Origin of the sequence: Devosia sp. (assembly GCF_048261455.1) — a bacterium.
Classification (GTDB): Bacteria; Pseudomonadota; Alphaproteobacteria; order Rhizobiales; family Devosiaceae; genus Devosia_A.
On sequence record NZ_JBLXGA010000013.1, the window covers coordinates 1 to 25,988 of the forward strand.

General features: G+C 63.7%; 32 protein-coding genes and 1 other RNA gene. 16 read left to right on the forward strand and 17 right to left on the reverse strand.

Annotation, left to right across the window (positions count from 1 at the left end):
* Positions 1-196: 196 nt before the first annotated feature.
* From ACN0TK_RS13690 to tolQ, 3 genes are read right to left on the reverse strand one after another with little or no spacing between them, the layout of a single operon-like run.
* Entirely contained in the window at positions 197-1,291 is a 1,095-nt protein-coding gene (locus tag ACN0TK_RS13690; protein ID WP_417310076.1) for a hypothetical protein, read from the reverse strand.
* A gap of 3 nt (positions 1,292-1,294) precedes the next feature.
* Positions 1,295-1,750, reverse strand: a complete 456-nt coding sequence (locus ACN0TK_RS13695; RefSeq protein WP_417310077.1) for an ExbD/TolR family protein — start codon at positions 1,748-1,750, stop codon at positions 1,295-1,297.
* Positions 1,750-2,454 carry a protein TolQ gene (tolQ, locus tag ACN0TK_RS13700; protein WP_417310191.1) on the reverse strand — a complete coding sequence of 235 codons (705 nt, stop codon included), beginning with the start codon at positions 2,452-2,454 and terminating at the stop codon, positions 1,750-1,752. The genes ACN0TK_RS13695 and tolQ overlap by 1 nt, the downstream gene beginning before the upstream one ends.
* Positions 2,455-2,745: 291 nt before the next feature.
* Here tolQ and ACN0TK_RS13705 point away from each other — a divergent pair, with 291 nt between their 5' ends.
* A complete protein-coding gene (locus ACN0TK_RS13705) occupies positions 2,746-3,387 on the forward strand; it encodes a CHRD domain-containing protein (RefSeq protein WP_417310078.1) in 642 nt (213 codons plus the stop codon).
* A gap of 57 nt (positions 3,388-3,444) precedes the next feature.
* Here ACN0TK_RS13705 and ACN0TK_RS13710 read toward each other — a convergent pair whose 3' ends face one another.
* The 4 genes from ACN0TK_RS13710 to ruvC form a co-directional block, all read right to left on the reverse strand.
* Positions 3,445-3,843 carry a YbgC/FadM family acyl-CoA thioesterase gene (locus ACN0TK_RS13710; RefSeq protein ID WP_417310079.1) on the reverse strand — a complete coding sequence of 133 codons (399 nt, stop codon included), beginning with the start codon at positions 3,841-3,843 and terminating at the stop codon, positions 3,445-3,447.
* Positions 3,840-4,877 (reverse strand): Holliday junction branch migration DNA helicase RuvB, encoded by a 1,038-nt coding sequence (gene ruvB, locus ACN0TK_RS13715; protein ID WP_417310080.1) that lies wholly within the window; start codon positions 4,875-4,877, stop codon positions 3,840-3,842. The genes ACN0TK_RS13710 and ruvB overlap by 4 nt, the downstream gene beginning before the upstream one ends.
* Before the next feature lie 82 nt (positions 4,878-4,959).
* A complete protein-coding gene (ruvA, locus tag ACN0TK_RS13720) occupies positions 4,960-5,577 on the reverse strand; it encodes a Holliday junction branch migration protein RuvA (RefSeq protein ID WP_417310081.1) in 618 nt (205 codons plus the stop codon).
* The gene (gene ruvC, locus ACN0TK_RS13725) at positions 5,574-6,077 is read right to left on the reverse strand and encodes a crossover junction endodeoxyribonuclease RuvC (RefSeq protein WP_417310082.1); all 504 of its coding nucleotides are present in this window, start codon (positions 6,075-6,077) and stop codon (positions 5,574-5,576) included. The genes ruvA and ruvC overlap by 4 nt, the downstream gene beginning before the upstream one ends.
* Before the next feature lie 152 nt (positions 6,078-6,229).
* Here ruvC and ACN0TK_RS13730 point away from each other — a divergent pair, with 152 nt between their 5' ends.
* Positions 6,230-7,018: a GGDEF domain-containing protein gene (locus ACN0TK_RS13730; RefSeq protein WP_417310083.1), complete on the forward strand. Its 789-nt coding sequence runs from the start codon at positions 6,230-6,232 to the stop codon at positions 7,016-7,018.
* 6 nt (positions 7,019-7,024) lie between these two features.
* On the opposite strand, the gene ACN0TK_RS13735 is transcribed toward ACN0TK_RS13730, so the two are convergent.
* From ACN0TK_RS13735 to ACN0TK_RS13775, 9 genes are all read right to left on the reverse strand, one after another.
* Positions 7,025-7,771 carry a YebC/PmpR family DNA-binding transcriptional regulator gene (locus ACN0TK_RS13735; protein WP_417310084.1) on the reverse strand — a complete coding sequence of 249 codons (747 nt, stop codon included), beginning with the start codon at positions 7,769-7,771 and terminating at the stop codon, positions 7,025-7,027.
* A 70-nt stretch (positions 7,772-7,841) separates the two neighbouring features.
* Complete coding sequence (locus ACN0TK_RS13740; protein WP_417310085.1) at positions 7,842-8,321, reverse strand: DUF421 domain-containing protein; 480 nt, start codon at positions 8,319-8,321, stop codon at positions 7,842-7,844.
* A 215-nt stretch (positions 8,322-8,536) separates the two neighbouring features.
* Complete coding sequence (locus tag ACN0TK_RS13745) at positions 8,537-9,355, reverse strand: TIGR00282 family metallophosphoesterase (protein ID WP_417310086.1); 819 nt, start codon at positions 9,353-9,355, stop codon at positions 8,537-8,539.
* Positions 9,352-9,942 carry a 5-formyltetrahydrofolate cyclo-ligase gene (locus ACN0TK_RS13750; protein ID WP_417310087.1) on the reverse strand — a complete coding sequence of 197 codons (591 nt, stop codon included), beginning with the start codon at positions 9,940-9,942 and terminating at the stop codon, positions 9,352-9,354. The genes ACN0TK_RS13745 and ACN0TK_RS13750 overlap by 4 nt, the downstream gene beginning before the upstream one ends.
* 18 nt (positions 9,943-9,960) lie before the next feature.
* Positions 9,961-10,115: non-coding RNA, 6S RNA (gene ssrS, locus ACN0TK_RS13755), on the reverse strand.
* A gap of 35 nt (positions 10,116-10,150) precedes the next feature.
* A complete protein-coding gene (locus tag ACN0TK_RS13760) occupies positions 10,151-10,438 on the reverse strand; it encodes a type II toxin-antitoxin system RelE/ParE family toxin (protein WP_417310088.1) in 288 nt (95 codons plus the stop codon).
* Positions 10,428-10,691 carry a type II toxin-antitoxin system ParD family antitoxin gene (locus ACN0TK_RS13765; protein ID WP_417310089.1) on the reverse strand — a complete coding sequence of 88 codons (264 nt, stop codon included), beginning with the start codon at positions 10,689-10,691 and terminating at the stop codon, positions 10,428-10,430. Before ACN0TK_RS13765 ends, ACN0TK_RS13760 begins: the two co-directional genes overlap by 11 nt.
* 79 nt (positions 10,692-10,770) lie before the next feature.
* Positions 10,771-11,166 (reverse strand): cell division protein ZapA, encoded by a 396-nt coding sequence (locus ACN0TK_RS13770; RefSeq protein WP_417310090.1) that lies wholly within the window; start codon positions 11,164-11,166, stop codon positions 10,771-10,773.
* Positions 11,166-11,453, reverse strand: a complete 288-nt coding sequence (locus ACN0TK_RS13775) for a DUF4164 family protein (protein WP_417310091.1) — start codon at positions 11,451-11,453, stop codon at positions 11,166-11,168. Before ACN0TK_RS13775 ends, ACN0TK_RS13770 begins: the two co-directional genes overlap by 1 nt.
* 221 nt (positions 11,454-11,674) lie before the next feature.
* Between ACN0TK_RS13775 and tkt the strand changes: the two genes are divergently transcribed.
* The 12 genes from tkt to ACN0TK_RS13835 all read left to right on the forward strand — a co-directional run bounded on the left by tkt (position 11,675) and on the right by ACN0TK_RS13835 (position 23,595).
* On the forward strand, positions 11,675-13,657 hold the full coding sequence (gene tkt / locus ACN0TK_RS13780) for a transketolase (protein WP_417310092.1): 1,983 nt from the start codon (positions 11,675-11,677) through the stop codon (positions 13,655-13,657).
* A gap of 168 nt (positions 13,658-13,825) precedes the next feature.
* On the forward strand, positions 13,826-14,833 hold the full coding sequence (gene gap, locus ACN0TK_RS13785) for a type I glyceraldehyde-3-phosphate dehydrogenase (protein WP_417310093.1): 1,008 nt from the start codon (positions 13,826-13,828) through the stop codon (positions 14,831-14,833).
* A 101-nt stretch (positions 14,834-14,934) separates the two neighbouring features.
* Positions 14,935-15,495, forward strand: a complete 561-nt coding sequence (locus ACN0TK_RS13790; protein ID WP_417310094.1) for a hypothetical protein — start codon at positions 14,935-14,937, stop codon at positions 15,493-15,495.
* 251 nt (positions 15,496-15,746) lie between these two features.
* Positions 15,747-16,613, forward strand: a complete 867-nt coding sequence (locus tag ACN0TK_RS13795; protein ID WP_417310095.1) for an outer membrane beta-barrel protein — start codon at positions 15,747-15,749, stop codon at positions 16,611-16,613.
* Between the two features lie 211 nt (positions 16,614-16,824).
* Positions 16,825-17,100 (forward strand): hypothetical protein, encoded by a 276-nt coding sequence (locus ACN0TK_RS13800; RefSeq protein ID WP_417310096.1) that lies wholly within the window; start codon positions 16,825-16,827, stop codon positions 17,098-17,100.
* 163 nt (positions 17,101-17,263) lie between these two features.
* Complete coding sequence (locus ACN0TK_RS13805) at positions 17,264-18,115, forward strand: outer membrane beta-barrel protein (RefSeq protein ID WP_417310097.1); 852 nt, start codon at positions 17,264-17,266, stop codon at positions 18,113-18,115.
* 188 nt (positions 18,116-18,303) lie between these two features.
* Complete coding sequence (locus tag ACN0TK_RS13810) at positions 18,304-19,503, forward strand: phosphoglycerate kinase (protein ID WP_417310098.1); 1,200 nt, start codon at positions 18,304-18,306, stop codon at positions 19,501-19,503.
* A gap of 28 nt (positions 19,504-19,531) precedes the next feature.
* Complete coding sequence (locus ACN0TK_RS13815) at positions 19,532-20,143, forward strand: GNAT family N-acetyltransferase (RefSeq protein ID WP_417310099.1); 612 nt, start codon at positions 19,532-19,534, stop codon at positions 20,141-20,143.
* A 109-nt stretch (positions 20,144-20,252) separates the two neighbouring features.
* Entirely contained in the window at positions 20,253-20,873 is a 621-nt protein-coding gene (locus ACN0TK_RS13820; protein WP_417310100.1) for an NADase-type glycan-binding domain-containing protein, read from the forward strand.
* Positions 20,870-21,643, forward strand: coding sequence for a hypothetical protein (locus tag ACN0TK_RS13825; RefSeq protein ID WP_417310101.1), 774 nt, complete (start codon positions 20,870-20,872; stop codon positions 21,641-21,643). The genes ACN0TK_RS13820 and ACN0TK_RS13825 overlap by 4 nt, the downstream gene beginning before the upstream one ends.
* Positions 21,624-22,433: a M15 family metallopeptidase gene (locus ACN0TK_RS13830; protein WP_417310102.1), complete on the forward strand. Its 810-nt coding sequence runs from the start codon at positions 21,624-21,626 to the stop codon at positions 22,431-22,433. The genes ACN0TK_RS13825 and ACN0TK_RS13830 overlap by 20 nt, the downstream gene beginning before the upstream one ends.
* Before the next feature lie 127 nt (positions 22,434-22,560).
* The gene (locus ACN0TK_RS13835) at positions 22,561-23,595 is read left to right on the forward strand and encodes a class I fructose-bisphosphate aldolase (protein ID WP_417310103.1); all 1,035 of its coding nucleotides are present in this window, start codon (positions 22,561-22,563) and stop codon (positions 23,593-23,595) included.
* A 54-nt stretch (positions 23,596-23,649) separates the two neighbouring features.
* Here ACN0TK_RS13835 and ACN0TK_RS13840 read toward each other — a convergent pair whose 3' ends face one another.
* Positions 23,650-24,102 (reverse strand): GNAT family N-acetyltransferase, encoded by a 453-nt coding sequence (locus tag ACN0TK_RS13840; protein ID WP_417310104.1) that lies wholly within the window; start codon positions 24,100-24,102, stop codon positions 23,650-23,652.
* 218 nt (positions 24,103-24,320) lie between these two features.
* Between ACN0TK_RS13840 and ACN0TK_RS13845 the strand changes: the two genes are divergently transcribed.
* Both ACN0TK_RS13845 and ACN0TK_RS13850 read left to right on the forward strand, forming a co-directional pair.
* Positions 24,321-24,866, forward strand: a complete 546-nt coding sequence (locus tag ACN0TK_RS13845; protein ID WP_417310105.1) for a thiamine phosphate synthase — start codon at positions 24,321-24,323, stop codon at positions 24,864-24,866.
* On the forward strand, positions 24,863-25,984 hold the full coding sequence (locus ACN0TK_RS13850; RefSeq protein WP_417310106.1) for a tetratricopeptide repeat protein: 1,122 nt from the start codon (positions 24,863-24,865) through the stop codon (positions 25,982-25,984). The genes ACN0TK_RS13845 and ACN0TK_RS13850 overlap by 4 nt, the downstream gene beginning before the upstream one ends.
* The last annotated feature ends 4 nt before the right edge of the window (positions 25,985-25,988 follow it).

The following is a 25,988-nucleotide window of genomic DNA, read 5'->3' on the forward strand; positions in this document are numbered from 1 at the left end:
GGATCGGACGAGGCGAAATCGGGAATGGCGATCGGCAGCGGCGTGAAATCGCCGCCGGTGACGACAATCTCGACCAGAGCCTGCGCTCGCGTGGTTGCGAGCAGGGCGCCGCCGGCCAGGCCGAGCAGAAGCGCGTTGCGCCGGGTAATCAGAGTCATGACTGTCTCCCTTTGTGCTCTGGCGTCGGGGTCATTGGTTAGAACTCCCGTGCCCGGAACTGTGCTTTTACGTCTTCCCCGGCGAAGCGGGGATAAGGTCCACATTGCAGAATGGCGCGCACGACGGCACGCGCATAGGCGTCCTCGATGGCGTTTGCCGGAAAGCTCTCAACGGATGGCGTGCCCGAAACGCTCCCGTCGGCGCCGATTGAAAACAGCAGGTCAGCGGTCACGCCCAGGTCCTCGGCGCCAGCCGGCATGAAGATGCACTGGCGGATCTGCGCGGCGAGCGCGTCGAGATCGGTCTTTGTCAGCGTCGCCGAACGGCCATCTTCGCGGCCCAGCGTCGGGCTTCCACCGGCACCGGTCGTCGCGCCGCGGGACTCCTCGGTGTTGATGATATTGGCGACCTCGTCCGCAATGCGCGCCGCTTCGTCCTCGCGGCGCTTGGCCTCGCGAATGCGCGCTTCTTCTTCCCTCTTCTTGCGTTCGGCCTCTTCCTTGGCTGCCGCAGCCTCCGCCTCGGCGGCCCTCGTGCGCTCGGCCTCGAGCTGCCGCTGGAACTCGGCGCGCTTCTGATCGATCGACGCCGTCCTCATAAGCGGGCGCGGCGCGGCATCGGCGGGATTCTCGGTGACTTCCGGCGTGACCAGAGCCTCGGGCTCGGCGACAGGCTCGGGCACCGGCTCGGGGGTCGGCTCGGGTTCGGGCGGCGGTGCCTCGACTGGACGTTCTACGGGCACCGGGGCCACTTCCGGCTCAGGCTCGGGAACCGGTTCGGGCTCGGGCACAGGCTCGGCCTCGGTCGTCGGCTGCGGCGCCGATTGCTCGGTCGGCGCCGGCGTCGCGTCAGGGTTGTCGGCGGGGGCCGGCTGATCTTCTTCGGTATTGCCGGTCGGCTGGGCGATTTCCGGCGGCGTCTTGGATTCGACCACCGACGGCGCATCGGTTTCGACGACTTCGCTGTCGAGACTGCCCAGCCGGATGTTGGAGACGTCGGACAAGGCCACCAGATCGACGGCGATGGCATCGACCTGCGTCGGTTCGAGCGGCCGCGACATGCCGATACCGATCACCGCGATGGCGATCAGTCCGGCGTGCAGCGCTGTCGAGACCGTGAGGCCGGTGCGCATGGGCTACTGGTCCCGTGCTTGTTCCGTGATCAGGCCGATCCGGGAATAGCCGGCGCCCGACAGGGTACCCATCACCTGGACAACCGCACCATAGCTGGCGGCGCTGTCGCCCTGAACGTTGATGCGGTCGACCGCCTTGTCGAGCCCCATCTCATCGAGCCGGGCCGGCAGATCGGCCAGCGTCACCGGCTCGTCGCCGAGAAAGGCGGCGCCATCGGGCGTGACCGTGATGACGACGGGCTTTTGCTGCGTATCGAGCGGACGCGCCGCAGACTGCGGCAGGTCGATCGGCACACCGACAGTCATCAGCGGCGCCGCGACCATGAAGACGATCAGCAGCACCAGCATGACGTCGACCATCGGGGTGACGTTGATGTCGCTCATCGGGCGATTGCCGCCGCGACGGCGCCGCCGGCGCCCCCCGCCCCCGCCACCATTGGTTGGTGTGGCCATGGCCATCAGCGGGCGCTCCGCGCTTCGAGCTGACGGCTGAGGATGGTGGAGAATTCGTCGGCAAAGCTTTCCAGCCGCCCGACCATCTTATTGGCGTCGGAACTGAGCTTGTTATACGCGATCACGGCCGGGATGGCGGCAAGCAGGCCCAGCGCCGTCGCGAACAGCGCTTCGGCGATCGGACCGGCGACAACCGACAGGTTGGTGCTTGAGGCCGCGGAGATGGCTGTAAAGGCGTTCATGATGCCCCATACCGTACCAAAAAGGCCGACGAATGGCGAAGCCGAGCCCACGGTCGCGAGAAAGCCGAGGCGCTTTTCGAGGTTCTCGGTCTCGCGGTTGATGGCGACGTCGAGCACCTTTTCGAGCCGCGCCTGCACACCGAAGAAGGAGGAGGCGTTCTGCTCGTGGCTGCGCTTCCACTCCTTCATGGCGGCGACGAAAACGGCGCCGAGCCCGAAGGCCGGCTTTTCCGACATCTGCTGATAGAGTTCGTCCAGCGACTGACCGGACCAGAACACCCGCTCGAACCGGTTCATCTCGCGGCGCATGCGGCCATACAACATCCACTTGTCGACGATGATGGCCCAGCTCCAGATCGACGCGGCGAGCAGGCCCAGCATGACGGACTTGACGATCAGATCGGCCTGCCAGAACAGCGCCCAGATTGACAGGTCGGCATGTGGCGCGGCCGCGCCAACAGCATCCATAGCGTCCATGAAGGGTCCTTTCGGTCCGGCCCCGACGACCGATTCATAAGCCTAGGTCGATGCGGGCCAAATTTGTCAAATTTAAGAGAAAAGCCCGGAATGACCGAGGTCTCACCATGCGGCTAAGCGCCTGCGTAAGTATGGTCAACAAACGGTTAACAAACCGATTCCGGCGCGCCCTCATCGCCGGCTCCTGATCACGTTCACACACACCGCGCAACCGAATGCGAAACAGCAAGTTGAGTGCCGAGCCCTAAATCTTGGGCGAGCATTTAATGGGAGGACCCCAAAATGAAGACGCATCTTCTGAACCGCACCCTGATGTCCGCAACCGCCATCCTGGCCCTCGGCGCTGCGCCGGCCCTTGCCGAAATGGTGCACTACTCGGCCGACCTGACTGCTGCGGCAGCGGGCACCGACTCTGCCGGCATGGGCATGCTCGATGGCGAGCTCGACACCGACAACAACACCTTCAGCTGGACAATCAGCTACGAAGGCCTGAGTGGTCCGGTGACCGCGGCCCATTTCCACGGCCCGGCCAGCGAAGGTGAGAATGCCCCGCCAGTGGTGCCGATCGACGGCGACCTGACGAGCCCGATCACCGGCAATGTGCAGCTGACCGACGCACAGGTGACCCAGCTCAACGACGCGATGTGGTATTTCAACATCCACACCGAGATGTACCCGGACGGCGAAATCCGCGGTCAGGTGATGGAAGGCATGCGCTCCGACGACGAGATGGCAAGCCCCGGCACCACTGACAACGTGATGTCCGACGATGATGATGACAATGACGACGGCGCCATGTCCGATGACAGCGATGATGATGGCACCGGCGCGAGTGTCGACGTCGATGCCGGTGCCGACGTTTCGGCCGGTGGCACGGACGCGAGCGTCGATGCTGACGCCGGCGTGACCGTCAACGCCAACTAAGACTTTCAGTTGCGAGACTGACCCTGAGCCGCCGGCATGCCCGGCGGCTCTTTTTTGTCAGGGGTCGCTGGTGAGCGCCGTCCGCACTAGGACTGGAAAGCGGGTCACCCCACCCTGCATCTTGATCGCGACAAGCTGAACCTCGGCACGCGTCAGTTCGACACCGTCACGAGAAATCGTCTGGCGGAGGTCCAGCCGGGCCGCGGTAAGCTGCACCAGTTCGGTGGCGACCTCGAGCGCATCGTCGATATGCGCAGCCGCCAGGTACTCGATCTGCAGCTTGCGAACGGCGAACGCCACGCCATCGTTCAACAGCTCGGTGTGATGAACGCCCCGCGCGCGCAGAAACTCCGTGCGCGCCCGCTCAAAAAAATGCAGATAGGCCGCGTAGTAGACATTGCCGGAAAAATCGGTGTCTTCGTAGTAGACCCGGACGGTGAATGTGTCTGCGCTCACGGCTCTGGTTCCTCGAACAGACTGCTCTGCTGCCCAACGAACCCCTGCGGAACCGAAAGGCCGAGATGCTGGAAGGCGATGGCCGTCAGCATGCGCCCGCGCGGGGTGCGCTGGATGAAGCCCTGCTGCAAGAGATAGGGCTCGACGATTTCCTCGATCGCATCGCGCGGCTCGCTGAGCGCTGCGGCCATGGTCTCGATCCCCACCGGCCCGCCGTTGTAGAACTCGGCAATGGTGGTGAGATAGCGCCGGTCGAGCATGTCGAGCCCGCGCGCGTCGACATCGAGCCGCAGCAGCGCGCGGTCGGCGACGGCCCGTGTGATCTCCGACGCCTGTTCGACCAACGCGAAATCATTGACCCGGCGCAGCAGGCGGCCGGCGATACGGGGCGTGCCGCGCGAGCGCCGCGCGACTTCCAGCGCGCCATCCGGCGTCATCGGTGTTCCCATCATCCGCGCGCCACGCTCGACGATCTTCACCAGTTCTTCGGGCGTATAGAAATTGAGCCGGATCGGGATGCCGAACCGGTCGCGCAGCGGCGTGGTGAGCAGCCCGGCGCGGGTGGTGGCGCCGACGAGCGTGAAGCGTGCCAGATCGATCCGCACCGACCGCGCCGACGGCCCCTCCCCGATGATCAGATCGAGCTGGAAATCCTCCATCGCGGGATAGAGGATTTCCTCGACCGCCGGGTTGAGACGGTGGATTTCGTCGATGAACAACACATCGCGGTCTTCGAGATTGGTCAGCAGCGCCGCGAGGTCACCGGCCTTGGCGATAACCGGACCGGACGTCGCGCGAAACCCGACGCCGAGTTCGCGCGCCACGATCTGCGCCAGCGTCGTCTTGCCCAACCCCGGCGGGCCGACGAACAGCACATGGTCGAGCGCCGCCTGGCGCTGTTTGGCGGCCGAGATGAACACCTCGAGATTTGCCCTGGCCTCTGCCTGGCCGATGAAATCGGAAAACCCGGACGGGCGCAGCGCCACATCCAGCGGCTCGTCACGCCCGGCTTCAGGTGAAGTGAGATCGGTCATACCGTCGGCATCCTAGCAGTATTCGGCACAGCCATGAAAACCCGCGCCCTGTCCTGAGGTGTGTTATCGGCGAGAGCGCTGATCAATTGCTCAATTCCCGCAGACCCAGGCGAATCAGCTTGTCGGTCGCGAGGTCATCGCCTTCGCGCGCCACCACCTTGGCGACGGCGGCCGAGGCCTGGGCGCTGGAATAGCCGAGATTGGTGAGCGCCGACACCGCATCCGACACCGGTCCTGCCGCCCGGCCCTCTCCCAGCTCGGTCTGCAGGCCCAGGGCCGTAGCATCGACACCGGCGACAGTCGGGACCTTGCCCTTGAGTTCGGTCACGATGCGCGTTGCGAGTTTTGGGCCGACGCCATTGGCCCGCCCGATCGTCGCCTTGTCCTGCAGCGCGATGGCGGTCGCCAGTTCGGAGGGACCGACCACGGACAGAATGGCCAGCGCGACGCGCGCACCCACGCCCTGGACGCCGGTCAGCGTATGAAACCACAGCTTTTCGGCCCGGCTGTGGAAGCCGAACAGCCGCACGAAATCCTCGCGGACCACCATTTCGGTATAGAGCACCGCGGCCTGCCCCACCTGCGGCAGGGCCGCTATGGTCTTGCTGGAGCAATAGGCTTCGTAAACGACACCCCCGACATCCATTTCGACCAGGTCGTCGCCATAGCCGTCGACGATGCCCTTGAGCTTGCCGATCATGCGCTGAGCGCCATGGCGGCGCGCGCCCGATGGTGCGCATGACAGATGGCGATCGCCAGTGCGTCGGCGGCATCGGCGCCCTTGAAGGTCGCCGTGGGCAGGAGAATCTTGACCATGGTCTGGATCTGCCCCTTTTCCGCGTGCCCGGTGCCGACCACCGATTTCTTGATCAGATTGGCCGCGTATTCGCCGACCAGCAGGCCACGTAGCGCCGGTGTCATCAGCACCACGCCGCGCGCCTGACCCAGCTGCAGCGCCGAGCGCGCGCCGGCGGACACGAAGGTTTCTTCCACGGCCGCTTCGTCGGGCGTGTATTGATCGAGCACGTCGACAACGCCGGCATGCAAGGCGACGAGGCGCTGCGACAGGGCCTGATCGACCGGTGGGGTGATGGTGCCGGAGGCGACGAAACGCAGGCGATTGCCTTCGCTCTCGATGATCCCCCAGCCGCATCGCCGCAGCCCGGGATCAATCCCGATGATTCGAACCATATCTGCCATCCGCCCAGCTTTATGCCACGAGGCCCAGCCTACCAAGCGCTTTGTGAACAAACCGGCAACACAGAGGCAGCTTCGTTAAACTTGCTACGGCTGTGGTGACGGTGCGGACACGCTCGCGACCTTATCTTTGGCGGGCGAAGGATAGGCTCTGAATGCACGGCACGAACTGGCTTCTGGCACCGACGGGGCGCATGCGGGTGATCCTGGGAACGAGCCTGGGCACACTCACCTGCATCCTCGTCGCGCTCGGGGCGGATTCGCCCAATTTCGAAAGCTACAGCCAAGATCAACTCGTCCGCTCCGTGCTGCTGGATGTCCTGCTGCCGCTGGGTCTGGCCGGCCCGGCGCTGTTCTACTTCCTGTCGAAGCTGCGGGAACTGGCCATCGCGCATGAGAAACTGATGATCTACGCGTCCAAGGATGCGTTGACCTCGGTGCTCAACCGGGGCGCGTTCACCTCGCTGGTCGAAGCCTACCTCGGAGACTTGGGTGACGCCGACAAGCTGCCGACCGGCGCATTTCTGGTCATCGATGCGGATCACTTCAAACGCATCAACGATCAATTCGGACACGCCCAGGGCGACCGCGCTCTCATCGTCATAGCCGACACTCTCCGGGCCATGGTGCGCAGCATCGACCGCGTCGGCAGGCTAGGGGGCGAGGAATTCGGCATCTTCCTGCCCGGCGCAACGATCAAGGAGGCAGAGGGGGTCGCGGAGCGCATCAGAGCGGGCATCAACACCGCGCATTTTTCCCCGGACGGGACGGCTAAGCCGCTCAGCGTGAGCATTGGCGGCGTGGCGTTTTCCAGCCAGCTCTGCTTCAACGAACTGTTCCGGCTTGCCGACAAACAGCTCTATTTTGCCAAAGAAAACGGGCGAAACCAGGTCTCGGTCTCGCCCGCGATATCGGGGGATAGCAGGAGGCTTTCGGCCGCCTGAATGGTGTCAGCCGGCGAGGCGCTCTGCGTCTTCGTCGCTCAGCTCGAAATTGGCATAGACGTTCTGCACGTCATCATCGTCCTCAAGCACGCCGATCATCTTCATCAGCGTTTCGCCCTTGTCGCCGTCGATTGGATTGTAGTTCTGCGGCTTCCAGGTGGCCTTGACCGACTCGGCTTCGCCGAGCTGGCTTTCGAGAGCGCTGGCGACATCGCCCATCGTTTCGAACGAGGTGTAGATCCAGTGCCCGTCCTCTTCCGACTGCACATCGTCCGCGCCAGCCTCGATGGCGGCCTCAAGCACGGTATCGGCATCGCCGACCGAGGCCGGATAATAGATCTCGCCGACCCGGTCGAACATGAACGACACGGAACCCGTCTCGCCCAGCGCGCCGCCATGCTTCGAAAAGGTCGAGCGCACATTGGAGGCGGTCCGGTTGCGATTGTCGGTCAGTGCCTCGACGATGACCGCGACGCCGCCGGGACCATAGCCCTCGTAGCGCACCTCATCGTAGTTCTCACTGTCAGCGCCCGCGGCCTTGTTGATGGCACGGTCGATATTGTCCTTGGGCATCGACTGGGACCGCGCATTGGCGACAGCCAGACGCAGGCGCGCATTGAACTGCGGATCGGGCACACCCAGCTTGGCTGCAACGGTGATTTCGCGGGCGAGCTTGGAAAACATCTTTGATCGCACTGCATCGCTCTTGCCCTTGCGATGCATGATGTTCTTGGCGTGCGAATGGCCTGCCATGGTCATCCTCTAGGCTGGAAACGGGTCTTGGAGGCGCCTTATAGGGGGCCGTCGGGACGAAATAAAGGGCTCAGAGCAGTCGCACGCTGAGCGAGCCGTCGCTTTCGAGCACCACCTGATCGGCATCTGCGAGGCTGGCGCCGCCACTGGCACGCACCGCGCTCTCGACTTCCTCGCCGGTAATGCGCTCCCGCTTTGCGGCCTTCTCCAATAGGGTACCATGCTGCAACACAAGCGACGGTTCGGACCTCACCACCCGGGCAAAGGGCGGAAACCTGACGGAGGTGAAGGTGACGAGATATTGCAGCGCAATCAGCACCGCAAAGCCGACAAGTCCCTCGGCCAGCGCCACGGATTCCTGCAGCAGGATGGCGGAGAGTGTCGAGCCGAGGGCGACCGTTACCACCAGGTCGAAAGCGTTCAGTTTGGCGAGAGTGCGTTTGCCGGAAATGCGCAGGAAAAGCACCAGCCCGACGTAGGCGGCAACACCGACGATCACCGTGCGAACAATGTCTTCCCACCCCTGAAAAAACATTGCGGAAAAATCCATCGTCCTACCCTCCCTTGCCACAACTGATCATAGCTCAACGCCACGGGATGAGGATTGATGCACACACGAACTCAGTCTGTCGCGTTAAAGGCGCAGTGGGTGATGTTGTCGAAAGGCGAAATACCGGGGCGTATCGGACGGGTAATTGTGACGAGCGCTCGCCCACTGCCCCGACATTGCCGCCTCACGGCCATACCGATGAACGGACTTTGACTTCAGCCGAAGGCCGGTTCGGCCTGGCTGAGCGAACCGCCGACGCGCACCGGGAACATACGGGACGTGAGCCCTGTTCTCGGGTCGGTCTCGATCGCGACACCGCAAAGGGTCGCTTCGCCTTCAGCCGGCGTGAAGCGGCCGCTGGAAATGCCAGTGAGAAACCGGTTCAGCGGTTCGTCCACCTCGACACCGATGACGGAGTCGAAATCGCCGCACATGCCGGCGTCGGCCATCAGTGCGGTGCCGCCCCGAAGGATGCGGTGGTCGGCTGTGGGGATATGGGTATGGGTGCCGACGACAAGGCTGACCTTGCCATCGAGGAAATGGCCCATGGCCTGGATCTCGGAGGTCGCCTCGGTATGGAAATCGACAACGATAGCGTCAGCCTGCTCGCCGAGCGGACAGGCCGAGACCGCCATCTCGACGGCGCGGAAGGGATCATCGACCGGGTTCATGAACACCCGGCCCTGCGCATTGATCACCAGTACGCGATAGCCGCCGCGGCTTTCGACCAAAGTGGCGCCGCGGCCCGGCGTGCCCGGCACCATGTTGATGGGCCGCACCAGCATTTCCTCGCGCGCGATATAGCTGAGCGTATCGCGCTGATCGAAGGCATGGTCGCCCAGCGTCACCGCATCGGCGCCGGCCGATCGGATATCGTGATAATGCGCCTCGGTGAGACCACGGCCATGGCTGGCATTCTCACCATTGACCACGACGAGGTCGAAGCCGTGCTTCTCGATCAGCCCCGGCAGGCGCGCACTGACGGCATCCCTGCCGGCGCGGCCGACCACATCGCCCAGAAAAAGCAGTTTCATTCGGACGGCACCGCAAAATGCCGGACGCCTGTCTCGGTAATGATCATATCCATAGGCCTATCGTGCGCTTCACGCGGCACGGTGTCCACTTCCTGAGCGGCGAATGCAAGCCCGATGCAAAGCGGACGTATCGCAAAACCCGCCAGCGTCCGGTCGTAGTGACCGGCGCCATAGCCGAGGCGATTGCCCCAGGCATCGAACGCAAGAAGCGGCATGAGCAGCACAGTGGGCGTGAGCAAGTGCTCTGACTCGGCGGGTGCCATGGTGCCGAAACCGGAGCTGACCAGAGCGCTGTCCGGTCCCCAGCGACGGAAGACCAGCGGGTCACCCCGGCTGCCGGTGACCGGAAGGCATAAACGGAAACCCGTGGCTGCGAGACGGTGGAGCGCCGGCCGCGTGTCCAGCTCCTCACCGATCGGCCAATAACCGGCGATGACCGCATCCGGTGGCAACGACAGGTTAGAAAGATGTCCGGCAACGGCCTCTGCTGCGCCAGCGCGATGGGCAAGGTCGAGGGCAGACCGCCTGGCGCGCGCTGCGGCGCGCAGGGCCGACTTGTTGTCCCGGATGCGCGCCGTATTGGTCATCAGCTGTGGCTCAGAAGTTCAGGTGCCGCCCTGGCCGTGGGATGAAATCCTGGGAACCTACATAAGTAGGTGGGCGCCGTGTGCCCGGACCCACGAGTCCGGGCGGGGACAGCTCCCTCAGGAGTGAGTAAGGCCCCAGGGATGTGTATCCTACACGCACCGGGCAGCAGTGCTTATATAGGGACGCGCGGGACGGGGTGCAAAGGGATTAGACGAGATCTCTCCAATTGGCGCTGTGATGCAAGATCCGGATGATCCAGACGTACTCGCCTTCGATGCGATAGAAGATCTGATGTGCCCTGTGGACGGCGATCCTGACAGGCGGCCGAACCACGTCTCGTTCCCGCATCATCAACGGCATCGCTTCAACCGATGCCAAGGTCATGATGAGCTGATCGAGATAGAGATCGGCCTGCTGGACGCCGTACGTCAGCGAGCCGAACTCGTGGAGCCCCACGATATCCCGCTCGGCCTGTGGCGACAGCCTAAGCCGCATCGCGCGCTTTCACCGCGTCCCGTCCCTTTCGCCTTGCCTCTGCAAAAACGTCCTCGATCGGGCGATCACTCATGCCACCCGCAATGCCCTTGTCGATCTCGGCCTGAAGTTCAGAAATCGCGGCTGACCGATCGGCGTCGCGCCGGATGAGGTCCCGTACATAGTCACTGGCGTTGGCGTAGCGGCCGGTGGCGACCTGGTCTTCGACCCACCGCTTCATCTGGTCGGGCAGGGAAATATTCATCGTGGCCATAGGATATCTCCTTTGGCACGATCATAGCAGTTTTTGGCAATGTTTGGCAAAGATTGCCAAAAACCGTCAACGCCGCAGGTCAGTCCTGCTGTTCCGCCTCCGGCGGTGAGGCGGCGCCGGTCTCGTCGAGCACGGTGGCGATGGATTCGATCTTGCGGGCCGCCTCGTTGAGCCGCTTGGCGAAGCGGCGTTCGAGCTCGTCGGCCTCGTCGCTGAGCGCCTCGCCGGCTGCGGTCAGCTCGGCCACGTCCTGCTTTAGGCTCTCGATGCGCCGCTGGGCTTCCGCCAGTTCGTCGACCACGGCGATCCCCGCCATGACTGTCAGGCGATTGTCTCCGATCTCGCCGAAGTCGCCCTTGAACCCGTCGACGTAGCTGTTGAATTGCGCCGCGAGGTCGAGCAGGTGCTGCTCCTGGCCTTCTTCACAGGCCATGCGATAGCGGCGTCCGTTGATCTCGACATTGACCTCGGGCATCACTCGTCCTTTGCCAGCACTTCGCGAACGGTCTCCATGGCGACCACCAGCCGCCGCGCCACATCGGCCGCGCTGTCGTCGAGCCGCTTGGCCTTGGCGCTTTCCTTGTCGAGTTCGCTGGCCAGCCGGGCGCGCTCGCCCATCAGCTTCTTGGCCTCGGCTTCAATGCGGACATGGGCACGCATCCGCCCGTTCAGGCTGCGCACGCTGGCTTCAAGACGGGCAAAGGCGCGATCCAGTCGCGACGCCGCCGCATCAAATCCGTCTTCGCCCCCGGTATCGGCCATATTACAGTTCCGTTCAAACTCGGGAATCCGGCGATTCCATCGATGACTATAGCGCAAACCTCAACACAGGTGGCAACGCTGCAGCAGCTCGACCGTTGAACCAATGCCGATGTCGTGACATTGACAGGCCAACTGAACCTGTTAAGCCTCTGGACCGCCTCGCCTCGGGGGTCCGAGGCGCCCGGAATCCGGCCTCTTTTCACCAAAAAACGAGCGAGTCCATGACCAATACAGCCGCTGCCAACGATATGGCCAATGCCATCCGTTCCCTTGCCATGGACGCGGTGGAAAAAGCCAATTCCGGTCATCCAGGCCTGCCGATGGGCTGCGCCGACATTGCGACGACGCTGTTTACCAAGGTGATGAAGTTCGATCCCAAGGACCCCTGGTGGCCGGATCGTGACCGCTTCATCCTGTCGGCCGGCCATGGCTCGATGCTGCTGTACGCCTCGCTTTATCTCCTCGGTTACGAGGACATGACGATCGACCAGATCAAGCAGTTCCGCCAGTTGGATTCGAAGACCGCCGGGCATCCCGAGTATCACTTTGCCGCCGGTATCGAGACGACGACCGGCCCGCTCGGCCAGGGCATCGCCAACTCCGTCGGCTTCGCCATTGCCGAGCAGAGCCTCGCTGCCGAGTTCGGCCCGGACCTGGTTGACCACCATACCTGGGTGATCGCCGGCGACGGCTGCCTGATGGAAGGCATCTCGCAGGAAGCGATCTCGCTCGCCGGCCATCTGAAGCTCAACAAGCTCACGGTGATCTGGGACAATAACAACATCACCATCGACGGCGCCGTTTCCAACGCAGATTCGACCGACCAGATCGCGCGCTTCAAGGCCGTCGGCTGGAACACGATCGAGATCGATGGGCATGACCAGAGCGCCATCGAAAAGGCGCTGACCGCCGCCAAGGACTCCGACAAGCCGACCCTGATCGCGGCAAAGACCACGATCGGCTTCGGCGCGCCGACCAAGGCGGGCACCCACAATGTGCATGGCTCGCCGCTCGGCGCCGATGAACTGAAGGGCGCCAAGGAAAAGCTTGGCATCACCTACCCCGCTTTCGAAATTCCCCCTGAGACGCTGAATGCCTGGCGCGCGGCGGGCACCCGCTCGGCCAATGCCCGCGGCGACTGGGAAGGCCGCCTCGCGTCGGCGCCCGCCGACAAGCGCTCGGAATTCGAGCGGCGCATGAAGGGCGACCTGCCCGAGGGCTGGGAAAAGGCCATCGCCGACTACAAGGCACAGCTGATCAAGGACAAGCCCAAGGTCGCGACCCGCAAGTCGAGCCAGATGGCCCTCGAGGTCATCAACAAGGCGCTGCCCGAGACCATCGGCGGCTCGGCCGACCTCACCGGCTCGAACCTCACCAATACGCCCGAGACCCTGCCCTTCACCGCCACCGACCGCACCGGACGCTACATGCGTTACGGCATTCGCGAGCACGAGATGGCTGCAGCCATGAACGGCATCGCGCTGCATGGCGGGCTGATCCCCTATGGCGGCACCTTCCTGGTGTTCACCGACTACGCCCGTCCCGCGATCCGGCTCTCGGCGATCATGGAACAGCGCGTCATCTATGTGATGACCCATGACTCGATCGGCCTCGGCGAAGACGGCCCGACCCATCAGCCGGTCGAGCATCTGTCGACACTGCGCGCCATCCCGCAGTTGCAGGTCTTCCGCCCCGCCGACGCCGTCGAAACGCTGGAGTGCTGGCAGATCGCCATCGAGTCCCAGGACCGCCCGTCGATCCTGGCGCTGAGCCGTCAGGGCCTGCCGGCGCTGCGCACCACGGCCACCGAAGGCAATCTGAGCGCCAAGGGCGCCTATGTGATCGCCGGCGACGAAGGCGACACCGATGCCGTGATCTTCGCGACCGGTTCGGAAGTCGAGATCGCCGTCAAGAGTCTCGAGCTGCTGAAGGACCGTGGCGTCACCGCCAAGGTCGTCTCGGTGCCCTCGATGGAACTGTTCAATGCCCAGCCGGATGACTATCGCCAGTCGATCCTCGGCAGTGCCAAGGCCCGTGTCGCGGTCGAGGCCGGGATCGAGATGAGCTGGTCAAAGCTGCTGGGCGACAAGGGCCGCTTCGTCGGCATGTCGAGCTTCGGCGCCTCCGCCCCGGCAAGCGAGCTCTACAAGTTCTTCGGCATCACGCCCGACGCCATCGTCGAGGCGGTGATCGTCCAGCTCTGAGCTGGGCACGCCCCGAACCGAACAGGAGGCCGGGCCCGCAAGGCCGGCCTTTTTCATCTGACAGGCGGCAATTTGCAGCCTGCGTCACCCACGGCTGTTGAAGCTGTCATGAGGCGGATGTAAGAGACCGGCAATCTCTGTTCCGCTTTTCGCTGAGAAGGAGCCATCATGGCTGTTCGCGTCGCAATCAATGGTTTTGGCCGGATCGGCCGCAATATCCTCCGCGCCATCGTCGAAAGCGGTCGCACCGACATCGAGGTCGTGGCCGTCAACGACCTCGGCCCGGTCGAAACCAATGCGCATCTGCTGCGCTATGACAGCGTGCACGGCAAGTTCCCGCACGAGGTGGTTGTCGACGGCGACACGATCACGACCAGCGGCCAGAAATTCAAGGTGACCGCCGAGCGCGACCCGGCCAATCTGCCGCACAAGGAACTGGGCGTCGAGATCGTGCTCGAATGTACCGGCATCTTCACCTCCAAAGAGAAAGCCTCGGCGCATCTGACTGCCGGCGCCAAGAAGGTGATCATTTCCGCCCCCGGCACCGACGCCGACCTGACCGTGGTCTATGGCATCAACCACGACAAGATCGCCAAGGAGCACGTGGTCATCTCCAACGGCTCGTGCACCACCAACTGTCTGGCGCCGATGGCCAAGGTGATGAACGAGCTGGTGGGCATCGAAAAGGGCATGATGACAACCATCCATTCCTATACCGGTGACCAGCCGACGCTCGACACCATGCACAAGGATCTCTACCGCGCCCGCGCCGCGGCGCTGAGCCAGATCCCGACCTCGACCGGTGCCGCCAAGGCCATCGGGCTGGTGATGCCCGAACTCAAGGGCAAGCTCGACGGCATCTCGATCCGCGTGCCGACCCCGAACGTATCGCTGGTCGACCTCAAGTTCGTCGCCAAGCGCGACACGACAGTCGAGGAAGTCAACGAGGCACTGAAGGCGGCCTCCAACGGTGCGCTGAAAGGTGTCATGACTTTCACCGAGCACCCGCTCGTCTCGTCCGACCTGAACCACGACCCGCATTCGTGCACCATCCTGATCGACCAGACCAAGGTGATGGACGGCAATTTCGTCAACATCCTCGGCTGGTACGACAACGAATGGGGCTTCTCGAACCGCATGGCCGACACCACCGTGGCGCTCGCGAAGACGCTGTAATGACCAAGCCGCAACCGATGCGGCATTGGACCTGTTGAGTTGGGGGCTGGCGCGGACAACCGCGCCGGCCCTTTCCATTTTGGAAATCGAGGAGAATTGCCGTGTCCGTCCTGCCCCGCCTCGCGATCGCCGCGCTGATGATCGCAGCCTCCCCTGTCGCCTTGGCCGAGAGCTTTGAGGACGACGCCACAGGGCTGGCGGTGGACGCCTCGGACGCCTGGACCGGCGCGCGCGCCGAAGACGATGGCGCGGACGCGATGTTCGGCTTCACCGCACGCTCGGGCACCCCGCCGATCGCCGGCAACAGCGGCTATCTGTGCGCCGTCAATTTCACAGCGGCGCCCCAGAACGGCGATCTGAGCCAGGCGGAGATCAACGAGATGATCATCTCGGACAACTGGCAGGAGATGAGCCGGAGCATTCTTTCGCAGGTCATGATCATCGATACGGCAGAGCCGTTCATGCGCGACGGCGTGCGAGGGTTTGAGTTTACCGCCACGCCCCGGGTCGGTCCGGACGCCCAGGCGGTGCGGCTCTATCTGACCATGCTCGAAACGCCGAAGGGCCGCACGGCGCAAAGCTGCGCCACGACGCGCGACGCCTTCGAGACCGCGCTGCCGATGTTCCGTGAGCTGCGCGACGGTACGACGCCGCCGAAATAGGCGCCCTCCAGCACGTCACGTGCCGCCCCTCGTGTTCGCCGGCCGAGCCGCAGCGACCATCGCTCAAGTCGCCCCTCGCACGGAAAACCATGGCGGCGAGGCGCCTGGCGGTGCGAACGCAACACACCTCACTGTGGCGTTCATGCCACAGCGCTGCCCGTAGAGTACGTAGTTTTCGCTATGGCCTTGGCAAATCACCCTGAGTTCCGGATGATGGGCCATCTAAGCTATTTTTTCAGGTTATTTGAATCATGCATAAGATACGCCTTCTCGCGGCCTCGGCTGTGATCGTCGGGCTTGGGACCTCCGCAGCCTATGCCGATCCCGATGGATTCCTTTCAGGTAGCCTCGGCCCGCAGCAGCTTTCGTCCGGAGCGAGTGGTTCCACCAATTCGATCGATGGCTACACTGGCGCAGCGCGGTTGACCGGCGCCTATGATTTCACCCCGGTGTTGGGCGTACAGGGTGACATCTTGTTGCGCTATGACGAGCTCACCAATGACTTCAATTCGGTCGAGATGACCAGCCTTGATGCAGCGCTGCACGCCTACTATCGCGAGCCGGAAAACTTCCTGCTGGGTGGCGTCGTTCAGATTGGCAGAACCGAGATGGACTACGGTTCCAGCAACGCCAGTATTGACCGCAGCTATGCCGGTATCGAGGCACAGGCCTTCTTCGACGACCTGACCGCTTATGGCCAGATCGGCATACAGGGCCTGTCCGGAGACAATCTGTCAGACGAGACGGATGGATGGTTCATCACCGGTGAGCTACGCTATTTTCTGACCCCTGACTTCAAGATCGAAGCGCACGCCGGAAGAAGCGAACTTAGCTTGGGCGACACCAACACGCCGTTCTCCGTGGAGTACGCGACGGTGAACGTCGGATTTGGCCTCGAATACAAGTTCGAGGACGCGCCCATCAGCCTGTTCGGCACCTATGATTACGCAACGAGTGAATTTACAGGTCCGTCGACGGTGACGATCGACACCCACCGGGTGCTCATCGGGGCGAAGTTCAACATCGGCGCAGAAACGCTGCAGGAGCGTGATCGCGCCGGCGCCGCGCTGAAGCCCGTCGACTTCGGCACTCTGCCGGTTCCGGGCGGGCCGAGCTGATCTGACGCTGGTTGGGCGCCGGTCGACGGCCGGCGCTCCCCTTCCTTTCACATTCCTACCGTGATTTGCTGTTCGGACGCCCAGGCGGTGCGGCTCTATCTGACCATGCTTGAAACGCCTAACGGCCGCACCGCGATGGATGACGCGAGGGTCGCGCGGATGTGACCTGCCTGCACTAGGCTTCGCGACCGATTCAGTCTTGGATTGTCGCATGCGCGACGTCGAACGCATTCTGGTTTGCCTCAATATCGCAGGTGCCCTGTGGCTGGGCGCCCGTCACAACTCCGCGTGGTTCGTGCTCGCGGTGGTCGGGTTCGGGCTCTACCTCACCATCACCGACCGGCTGCTGCGCCGACAGATTTCGGAGCGCGCCTGGCCCAGCGAGGGCTATGCAAGGTTCGCTTTCAACACCAACCTGTATTTCGCTCTGAAACATCTAATGCTGGGCGCAATCGTGTTCGCCGTGTCCGGCAGCCTGATCGCTTAAACCCGGCGGACATTGTTATTTCCCCTCAAAATTGAGAGTTAGTTGCACTTCTGTCACAGGACTGACCGAAGCGGCAGCAAAACCTGATTGTCCACTTGCGAAACCGCCCGGAACGCGCCGATCTAAGTGATATCACGTAGACCGTCTTACTTCGGAACTCGCATTGAAAAAGTCCTTTTTCCTGGCCGCTTTGACGGCTCTTTTCTCAGTCGGAACTTCAGCCGCTGTGGCTGACCCTGACGCTTTCGTTTCTGCCAGCGTCGGTAATATGTCGGTCGAGTTTGGCCAGTCCGACGAGAGGAATGAACATCTGAGTTTGAGGGGGCGTGTTACAGGCGCCTACAATTTTACCCCGGCACTCGGCGCGCAGGGCGATCTCCTCTTGAGGATGGACTCACATGAAGGAGCAGCGTTCGCCTTCGATTTCAGTGCTATCGACGGGGCCCTGCACCTGTTCTATCGCGAGCCGGAGAACTTCCTGCTGGGTGGCATCGTCCAGCTCGGGAACAGCAAGAGTTTAATCGATGGCGACGAGCTCTGGAGCCTAAACCGCAGCTATGTCGGGGCAGAGGCACAGGCCTTCTTCGACCAGATCACGCTTTACGGGCAATTGGGGTTTGAGACCCTTAGTCCTGATTATGATGCGCTATGGGACGCCGATGGCTGGTTCATCACCGGTGAGGTTCGTCACTTCTTGACTCCCGACTTCAAGCTTGAGGCGCATGCCGGTTTGAGCGAGCTTGACCTTAACGTCGATGATAACGCGATCGCCCTGACGACCCGGAACATTGGCGTGGGCGCAGAGTACAAGTTCGAGAACCTGCCGATCAGCATGTTCGGATCCTACGACTATGGACAAACGTCAATCGACGGGGATGTGGCCTTCGATAGCCATCGGGTCATGGCGGGCCTGAAGCTTAACCTCGGCGAAGACTCGCTGCAGGATCGGGATCGAACCGGAGCTTCGCTCAAGCCGGTGGATTTCAACTCGCTCGACAGGATCACTCTTTTCTAGAGGTCGACCTGATCCAAGGTGCGCGCCATTCGTGAACTGCTCCAGACGGTAAGAGCACCTGTGAAGTTGAATGCCGGCGCTGGGGCCGGCATTTTTCGTTTTGCGTGGCGCGAGACGATCTGCGTGGTTCCGCCTGCCTGCACTCCTTGCTATGAGAGCGCCGACCCATCATTTGCGGGAGCCGTACCATGGCTGACTTCAAGACCCTCGACGATATCGACCTCACCAAAAAGCGGGTGCTGGTCCGTGCCGATCTCAACGTGCCTGTCGCCAATGGCAAGGTGACCGACGCCACCCGGATCGAGCGGCTGATCCCCACCCTTCGCGAAATCGTCAAGCGCGACGGCAAGGCCATCATCCTCAGTCATTTCGGCCGCCCCAAGGGCGAGGTGAACCCCGAGTTCTCGCTCGAGATGGTGGTGCCCGCCGTCGCCGACGCGCTGGGCCACCAGGTCGGTTTCATCGCCACCGACTGGGCCGACGTGAGCGCCGCACAGCAGGCAATCGAGGAGGCCCCCGCCGGCTCGGTGCTGGTGATGGAGAACACCCGCTTTCATCCCGGCGAAGAAACCAATGACACGGAGCTCGCCAAGCGCATGGCGAGCCTAGGCGAGATCTATGTGAACGACGCCTTCTCGGCGGCGCACCGCGCCCATGCCTCAACCGAAGGCGTCGCGCACCTGCTGCCTGCAGCTGCCGGCCGCGCCATGCAGGAAGAACTGCGCGCGCTGGAAAAAGGGCTCGGCGCACCCGAGCGTCCGGTGATCGCCATTGTCGGTGGCGCCAAGGTTTCGACCAAGCTCGACCTGCTCGGCAATCTGCTCAAGAAGGTCGATGCATTGGTGATCGGTGGTGCCATGGCCAACACCTTCCTGCATGCCGGCGGCCTGAGCGTCGGCAAGTCGCTGGCCGAAAAGGATCTGGCCGAGACGGCCAACACCATCCGCGACAGGGCAGAGGCCGACCATTGTGCGGTCATCCTGCCGATCGACGCGACGGTGGCCTGGCATTTCGAGGCCAATGCCCCGCATCGCTTCTATGGCGTCGAGGCCATGGACCCCGATGGCATGATCCTCGACGTTGGCCCGGGGTCGATCGAGCGCATCAAGGGTGCGATCGACGAGGCCAAGACAGTGGTGTGGAACGGTCCGCTCGGCGCCTTCGAGACCGAACCCTTCGACAAGGGCACGGTGGAAATCGCCAAATATGTCGCCGAACGCACCCGCAAGGGACTGGTGGTTTCGGTCGCAGGCGGCGGCGACACGGTTTCGGCGCTGGCCCATGCCGGGGTGAAAGACAAGTTCACCTATGTCTCGACGGCCGGCGGCGCCTTCCTCGAGTGGATGGAAGGCAAGCCCCTGCCCGGCGTCGAAGCGCTGAAGGGCTGACCTGCCCGAACGACTGAAGGACTGGCGCATGGACCGCGCAACCTGGATCGCGGCCCAGCGCCGCACACCTGACCCCGCGATGATTGCGGGGTCGGCACCCCTGCTGCACACCGAGCGGCTGACGCTCGGCCCCTACGCGCTGGCAGGTTACGAGCGGCTTTGCGCCGTCTATGCCACCGAGCGCTCGCGCTATGTCGGCGGACCACTGCCGCCCGACGAGGTCTGGCAGAACATGGCGGGCGGCATCGGCCAATGGCCCCTGCTCGGGCTCGGCACCTGGATGATCACGCAACGCGACACCGGCGCACCCGTGGGCGAGGTGGCGGTGTCGTGGCCACCGCGTTTCCCCGAGCCCGAGATCGGCTGGGTGCTGTTCGATGGGCAAGAAGGCAAGGGTTATGCCCTGGAAGCCGCAACGGCCGCCAGGGACTGGGGCATCCGACTGCGCAAGGTTCCGACGCTGGTGTCTTATGTCGACGAGAACAACCTCGCCTCGCAACGCCTGTGCGAACGGCTCGGCGGGGTGCGCGACCTGACGGCGGCAACTCCAAATGGCGATCCGTGCTGGGTCTATCGCTACGATATCGGCAATTCTGCTGCACAGCCTGACATTGCAGCGCCGTCAGAGGATGTGACTTGAAGTCTTGCTGTCGCCCCCGATAGACTGACCTCCGACTGAGGTGGGAACGGCTTCAACGACAATGATATTTTCGAACGCGCGGGCATGGTCCCTGTTTGCTGTTGGCGGCATGCTTGTTCTTGGCGCATCTGGCGCAGCACTGGCCCAGAACGAGGGTAAACCGACCTGCTTTTTCCTCGAATGCGGGCCCGGAGACACCACGACGCCGCCACCGGCTATCGACCTGCCGCCCAGCCGTCAGGCGCCGACACCAGCGGCCGCCCTGCCCCGCCCATCCATGCCGGGCGAGCAATGCACGGGCCAGGGCTTCGTGACCGTCTGCGCCTCGAGTGTGCTCGACCCATGGCGCGACGTGACCTACGGCCCTGCGAACATGTTCGACAACAAGCTCGATACGGCATGGGTCGAAGGCGTTGACGGCACGGGTAACGGTGAACGGCTGATTTTCGAGTTCGACACCGAGCAGATGGTCGAGGGCATCTCGATGCTCAACGGCTATCACAAGTCCAACGACCTGTTTGCCAAGAACGGCCGCATCACAGAAATCTATCTCGACACCTCCGACGGCCAGCAGCTCGTCGCGCCGATCGCCGACGATCCCGGCGAGCAGGTGCTCTATTTCGATACACCGGTCCGGCTCAAATGGCTCGCGATCCAGATTTCGAAAGCCAAGGCGGGCACGAAATATACCGACACGGCGATTTCCGAATTCAGGGTGTTGGTGAAGTGAGCGCGCTGTTTCCGCGCCGCGCCGTACTGACGGGGCTGGCCGCAATGGCCGGCTGTGCCTGTCATGGCTCGGCATTCGCGCAGGGCGAAATGCGCCAACGCATCAACCCCGAGGGCTGCATGTTGGCGACCGCGGAGGCCAGTGCCGAAGCCAACGCGGCCGCGCAGCGCACGGTCGCTGACTATGCGCTGACCGCCACGCGCAGCACCGGCGACGCCAGGACGGACCGGGCGCTCGATACGGCCCTGCAGCGGCTGGCCGCCATTCTGGAAGTGACGCCAGGCTTCGCCTTTTACGACGATTATGATGGCGAGAATGCCTGTGCGACACCGGCACCGCTGTTGGGCGTCGAGATCGGCTCGGTGTTCTTCGGTACGCGGATGTTCAAAACGCTGCTGAACCAGGACCCGACCGGCGGCGGCGTGATGTGGGTGGTCGCGCACGAATTCGCGCACATCCTGCAGTTCCAGTCGAGCGTGCGAAATCTGTTGCTGCATGGCGAGAAAACGGTGCGGCGGCTCGAACTGCATGCCGATTACATGGCCGGTTTCTATCTGGGTGTACGCAAGCGCAACGAGCCCCGCGCCTCGCTGTTTCATGCCGGCGAAAGCGTGTGGAACGCCGGCGACACCTATTACAACGATCCAAGCCATCACGGCACGCCATCCGAACGCGTTACCGCGTCGGAAGCGGGCTTCATGGCCGCCTATCAGCAGCAGGTGACCCGCGATGCGGCCTTCCAGATGGGCTATGACTTTGTCATGGGCTGACGTCACCGTGCGGCTTATGAAGGCCGAGACACAGAGGTTTCGACGGTCGGCGATTGCAGCGCTGCTGATGCTGGCGGGGACGGGCGCCGCGGGCGCCGCCGACTTCGTTGCCCTGCGCGATATAGACCCCTCGATCGTGCAGGCCATGCACTACGCCACGCCCAACAACTTCACCGGCAAACCCGTGGCCGGTTACGAAAATGGCGAATGCCTGGTGACGCGCCCGACCGCGGACGCGCTGGCGAAGGCACAGGAAAAGCTTAGCGCACGGGGGCTCACCCTCGTGGTGTTCGACTGCTACCGCCCGACGCAGGGGGTGCAGGATTTCGTCGACTGGGCTGAACGCAAGGATCTCGACACCGAGCCGGCCAAGCGGTTCTACGCGCCCGATGTGCCGCCCAACCGGCTGTTCCAGCTGGGCTATATTGCCCACAAGTCCGGCCATAGCCGCGGGGGCACGGTGGACCTCGGGCTGGCCGAGATCGGCGCCAAGGTGGCGATCGGTCCGGTGCCGGCGACCGGCGATTGCCGCGACACCGCCGCGACCGCCGGCGTGCGCGACATGGGCACCAGTTTCGACTGTTTCGATCCACGCAGCTGGGTCGGCGCGAAGGGGTTGAGCAAGGCCCAGCGCGCCAACCGAAAGGCACTGACCGATGCGATGGTCAGTGCAGGTTTCAAACCATACAGCAAGGAATGGTGGCATTTTTCGCTGGCGGCGGGCGACGCCGGCACGGCATTCGACTTTCCAGCCAATGCGGCCAGCCTGCCGGACGCAACGGGCGAATAAAGCCTCAGGCCGCTGATGGCCGGCCCCGGAAGTCGCCGGGCCGGTCGAGACCTTACCAGAACGTCTAATCGAACAGTTTGGGCCGCTGCTGCATTGTGACAGTGCACAGAACAGGAGCTCGCCCCGAATGCCCGCACTGAACGCCATCGCCCGCAAGCTGGTCACCCGTGGAAAGGGCATTCTCGCCGCCGACGAGTCCGAAGGCACGATTGCCAAGCGTTTCGCGCTGATCGGCCTGCCGGTCACGCTTGAAAGCCGCCGCGACTATCGCGAAATGCTGTTTCGCTCCACTGACGCGATGAACAAGTATATTTCGGGCGCCATTTTGACCGAGGAAACCCTCGAGCAATCGGCCAAAGACGGCACGCCGTTCCGCGAATTGCTGGCTGAGGCCGATGTTATCCCCGGTATCAAGGTGGATCGCGGTGCCTTCCCGATCCCGGGCAGCAAGGACGAAAAGATCACCGAGGGGCTCGACGGCCTGCGCAATCGGCTCGCCCATTACGCCGAACTCGGCGCCGGCTTTGCCAAATGGCGCGGCGTCATCGCCATCACCAATTATGCACCCTCGCGCAACGGCATTCGCACCAACGCCCATGTGCTGGCGCGCTATGCGATGTATTGTCAGGAGGCCGGCATCGTCCCGGTGGTCGAGCCCGAAGTGCTGGCCGATGGCGAGCCTGGAGATCATTCGATCGAGCGCTGCGAAGAAGTGACGATGGAGACGCTGGACGCCGTGTTCAGCGAACTGCGGCTGGCTGGCGTCGACCTTGCCGGCATGCTGCTAAAGCCCAATATGGTGCTGCCCGGCGTGCGCGCCGCTGAACGTGCCAGCGTCGAGGAAGTCGCCCGCCGCACGGTCGAAACCCTGCGCCATTCGGTGCCGGCAGCGGTGCCGGGCATCGCCTTCCTGTCCGGAGGTCAGACCGACGAACAGGCGACGGCGCACCTGAGCGCCATGAACCAGATCGACGCCCTGCCATGGACGCTGACCTTCTCATACGGTCGCGCGCTTCAGACAGCGGCGCTGGTCGCCTGGGACGGCCAGGAAAAGAATGTGCCCAAGGCGCAGGCCGCCTTCGAGCACCGGGCCCGCATGAATTCGCTGGCGGCGCTGGGAGAGTGGAGACCGGAACTCGACATGGCCGCCCGAGCGGCTTGATCCCTGGCTGGATGGGCGCCCCGGCCAAGCCGGGACGCTCACATTTGTGCTGCGCTACAGGCGCCACACCAGCCGGGCGTTCTCGAAAGGCAGTCCGCTGTCGTCGACAGGCCGTCGCGAAATCTCGCGAAATCCCTGCCTCAAGTAGAAGCGCAGGGCATCCCGGTTTTCGATATAGACCTCGAGCATCAGCTCGGTCCGCCCGGCCATGGCGTGTGCCAGCAAGCGCCGCCCGATCCCCTGCCCCTGAAAGGACGGGGCCACGAACAAGCCACCGACGAAATCGCCGAGCAAGCTGATGAAACCGACCGGCGTACCGTCACTGTCCGCAACCAACGTCTGTGCCGCAGGCAGATAGGTGTGCTCGATGGCATGCCGCTGCGCGACCAGCGTCTGTTCGCCGATGAACGGGTGGGCCTGACGGGAGGCGGCCAGCCAGATGCCCGACAAGCTTTCGGTGTCCGCGCCCGTAAAGGGCCGGATCACCAGGTCGTTATGCGTTGTCATTGAAATTCCGCAGAAAAAGTCATGCAAGAGATCAGCCCCGAACTCGGGACTGGTGAAACCACCGGGGTGGTCCGATACTGAGCCTCTGCGCATAACTCTCCTTCTTGCGAGGACTCGTAATAGCCGATGTGCCCGACGCCGGACAACCGGCGTGCTGTCGCACTTTCGTGCGCGTTTTGCCGCTGCCATTCCACAATTGCGGCGCTATAAGACGCGCCATGTCTGAGCTCATTGCCGAACTTTTCCTTATCGCCCCCGCCGACGCCGCACCCGAGCCGGTGATCGCTGCGCTGGAGGCCATGGACGAACCCGCCGCAGCGCTGCTGCTGCCGCGTGGCAGCCGCACCGATCGCGACTACGAAATGCTTGTCGCCAAGGTGACGCCCGTGGCGCAGGCCGCCGGCACGGCCGTGCTGATCGAAGCGCCCCCCTCGGTCGCCAAGCGGCTCGGCGTCGACGGCGTGCATGTCGACGGCGACCTGGAGGCCGTGCGCAGCGCCGTCAGCGCGCTCAAGCCGGAGATGATCGTCGGGGCCGCCGAAAGCCGCACCCGTCACGACGCCATGCAGAAGGGCGAACTCGATATCGACTACATCCTATTTGGGCCGCTTTCCGGCGCGATATCGGACGGCGCGCGTGAAATGGCACAATGGTGGGCCCAGACGATGCAGATCCCCTCTGTGCTGGCCGACCCCGAGGCCACGCTTGATGACCATGACGCGCTGGGATGCGAGTTTATCGGGCTGGGACTGAAACTGCCGTGAAGCACAAAGCCGCGATCGCTGTGACACTGACTCTGCTGGCGACCCCTGTTTGGGCGCAAGAGCGCAACGATATCGAGGACCTGCGACCCGCCGACCAGCGCTATCCTGACAATATACTGGTCGAGGACCTGCCGATCGGCCCTGTGCCCGATGAATTCCTGCCCAAGGACCCCGAGGCCGCCAGCTCGATCAGCAACGAGATCTTCGGCCGGCAGGCCGATGCGGCCTATGGCGCCTATCAGCGCGGCTATTTCCTGACGGCGCTGGCGCTCGCCCTGCCCCGGGCCGAGGATGGCGATGCCCACGCCCAGACGCTGATTGCCGAGATCTACGGCAAAGGCATGGGCATTGCCCAGGACAAGTCGCGGGCGGCGAGCTGGTACGAACTCGCCAGCAACAATGGCGACCCGCTGGCGACTTTCGAACTCGCGATGCTTTACCAAAGCGGCGAGGGCGTGGAACGCGACCGCGCCAGGGCGGCGGAACTGTTCGGCAAAGCGGCCGAAGCCGGCAATATCGAGGCCCGCTATAATATGGGCCTGCTGCATATCGAGGGCATCTATGCCCCACCGAACCTGATCAAGGCCGCAGAACTGATCAGTGAGGCTGCAGAAGCCGGGATCACCGAGGCGCGCTACGACTATGCCGGCATGCTGATCGAAGGCGCCGGGGTGCCGCCCGATCCGGAGGCCGCCGCCGAGCAGCTGCGGCTTGCAGCAGAGGACGGCATGGTGGCGGCACAGGTCGACTATGCCACCGTGCTCTATCTCGGCCGTGGCATGCCGCGCGACCGCACCGCCGCCGCCAACTGGTACGCGCGCGCCGCCGAGGCCGGCAATCCCGTGGCCCAGAACCGCTATGCCAAACTGCTGGCCGTGGGCGAAGGCATCGAGGCCGACCCGGAGACCGCCGCCATGTGGCGCGCGCTGTCGCGGCGCAACGGCTTCAATGACCCGCAGCTCGATGCACTGCTCAAGGATTTGCCGGCGGACACCCTGGCTGCGGCAGAAGAACGGGCCCGTTTCTGGCCGTCGGCGCCGCCGAGCCGGGTGGCGGAGAACCGCGTGCCCCCTGCGACAGATGCCGATCTGCCCATGCCCGGCCCCGCCGCCCCTTGAACTG

What these genes read in the sequence shown, in the direction of transcription:
- ACN0TK_RS13740 (WP_417310085.1), bottom strand. Translation starts at nt 8,321, where the DNA reads ATGGATTTTTCCGCAATGTTTTTTCAGGGGTGGGAAGACATTGTTCGC.
- tkt (WP_417310092.1), top strand. Translation starts at nt 11,675, where the DNA reads ATGACCAATACAGCCGCTGCCAACGATATGGCCAATGCCATCCGTTCC.
- ACN0TK_RS13745 (WP_417310086.1), bottom strand. Translation starts at nt 9,355, where the DNA reads ATGAAACTGCTTTTTCTGGGCGATGTGGTCGGCCGCGCCGGCAGGGAT.
- ACN0TK_RS13690 (WP_417310076.1), bottom strand. Translation starts at nt 1,291, where the DNA reads ATGCGCACCGGCCTCACGGTCTCGACAGCGCTGCACGCCGGACTGATC.
- ACN0TK_RS13730 (WP_417310083.1), top strand. Translation starts at nt 6,230, where the DNA reads ATGCACGGCACGAACTGGCTTCTGGCACCGACGGGGCGCATGCGGGTG.
- ACN0TK_RS13750 (WP_417310087.1), bottom strand. Translation starts at nt 9,942, where the DNA reads ATGACCAATACGGCGCGCATCCGGGACAACAAGTCGGCCCTGCGCGCC.
- ACN0TK_RS13840 (WP_417310104.1), bottom strand. Translation starts at nt 24,102, where the DNA reads ATGACAACGCATAACGACCTGGTGATCCGGCCCTTTACGGGCGCGGAC.
- ACN0TK_RS13810 (WP_417310098.1), top strand. Translation starts at nt 18,304, where the DNA reads ATGGCTGACTTCAAGACCCTCGACGATATCGACCTCACCAAAAAGCGG.
- ACN0TK_RS13695 (WP_417310077.1), bottom strand. Translation starts at nt 1,750, where the DNA reads ATGGCCATGGCCACACCAACCAATGGTGGCGGGGGCGGGGGGCGCCGG.
- ACN0TK_RS13815 (WP_417310099.1), top strand. Translation starts at nt 19,532, where the DNA reads ATGGACCGCGCAACCTGGATCGCGGCCCAGCGCCGCACACCTGACCCC.
- ACN0TK_RS13820 (WP_417310100.1), top strand. Translation starts at nt 20,253, where the DNA reads ATGCTTGTTCTTGGCGCATCTGGCGCAGCACTGGCCCAGAACGAGGGT.
- ACN0TK_RS13795 (WP_417310095.1), top strand. Translation starts at nt 15,747, where the DNA reads ATGCATAAGATACGCCTTCTCGCGGCCTCGGCTGTGATCGTCGGGCTT.
- ACN0TK_RS13760 (WP_417310088.1), bottom strand. Translation starts at nt 10,438, where the DNA reads ATGCGGCTTAGGCTGTCGCCACAGGCCGAGCGGGATATCGTGGGGCTC.
- ACN0TK_RS13705 (WP_417310078.1), top strand. Translation starts at nt 2,746, where the DNA reads ATGAAGACGCATCTTCTGAACCGCACCCTGATGTCCGCAACCGCCATC.
- ACN0TK_RS13845 (WP_417310105.1), top strand. Translation starts at nt 24,321, where the DNA reads ATGTCTGAGCTCATTGCCGAACTTTTCCTTATCGCCCCCGCCGACGCC.
- gap (WP_417310093.1), top strand. Translation starts at nt 13,826, where the DNA reads ATGGCTGTTCGCGTCGCAATCAATGGTTTTGGCCGGATCGGCCGCAAT.
- ruvB (WP_417310080.1), bottom strand. Translation starts at nt 4,877, where the DNA reads ATGACCGATCTCACTTCACCTGAAGCCGGGCGTGACGAGCCGCTGGAT.
- ACN0TK_RS13735 (WP_417310084.1), bottom strand. Translation starts at nt 7,771, where the DNA reads ATGGCAGGCCATTCGCACGCCAAGAACATCATGCATCGCAAGGGCAAG.
- ACN0TK_RS13770 (WP_417310090.1), bottom strand. Translation starts at nt 11,166, where the DNA reads ATGCCCGAGGTCAATGTCGAGATCAACGGACGCCGCTATCGCATGGCC.
- ACN0TK_RS13835 (WP_417310103.1), top strand. Translation starts at nt 22,561, where the DNA reads ATGCCCGCACTGAACGCCATCGCCCGCAAGCTGGTCACCCGTGGAAAG.
- ruvC (WP_417310082.1), bottom strand. Translation starts at nt 6,077, where the DNA reads ATGGCAGATATGGTTCGAATCATCGGGATTGATCCCGGGCTGCGGCGA.
- ACN0TK_RS13775 (WP_417310091.1), bottom strand. Translation starts at nt 11,453, where the DNA reads ATGGCCGATACCGGGGGCGAAGACGGATTTGATGCGGCGGCGTCGCGA.
- ruvA (WP_417310081.1), bottom strand. Translation starts at nt 5,577, where the DNA reads ATGATCGGCAAGCTCAAGGGCATCGTCGACGGCTATGGCGACGACCTG.
- ACN0TK_RS13830 (WP_417310102.1), top strand. Translation starts at nt 21,624, where the DNA reads ATGACTTTGTCATGGGCTGACGTCACCGTGCGGCTTATGAAGGCCGAG.
- ACN0TK_RS13800 (WP_417310096.1), top strand. Translation starts at nt 16,825, where the DNA reads ATGCGCGACGTCGAACGCATTCTGGTTTGCCTCAATATCGCAGGTGCC.
- ACN0TK_RS13765 (WP_417310089.1), bottom strand. Translation starts at nt 10,691, where the DNA reads ATGGCCACGATGAATATTTCCCTGCCCGACCAGATGAAGCGGTGGGTC.
- tolQ (WP_417310191.1), bottom strand. Translation starts at nt 2,454, where the DNA reads ATGGATGCTGTTGGCGCGGCCGCGCCACATGCCGACCTGTCAATCTGG.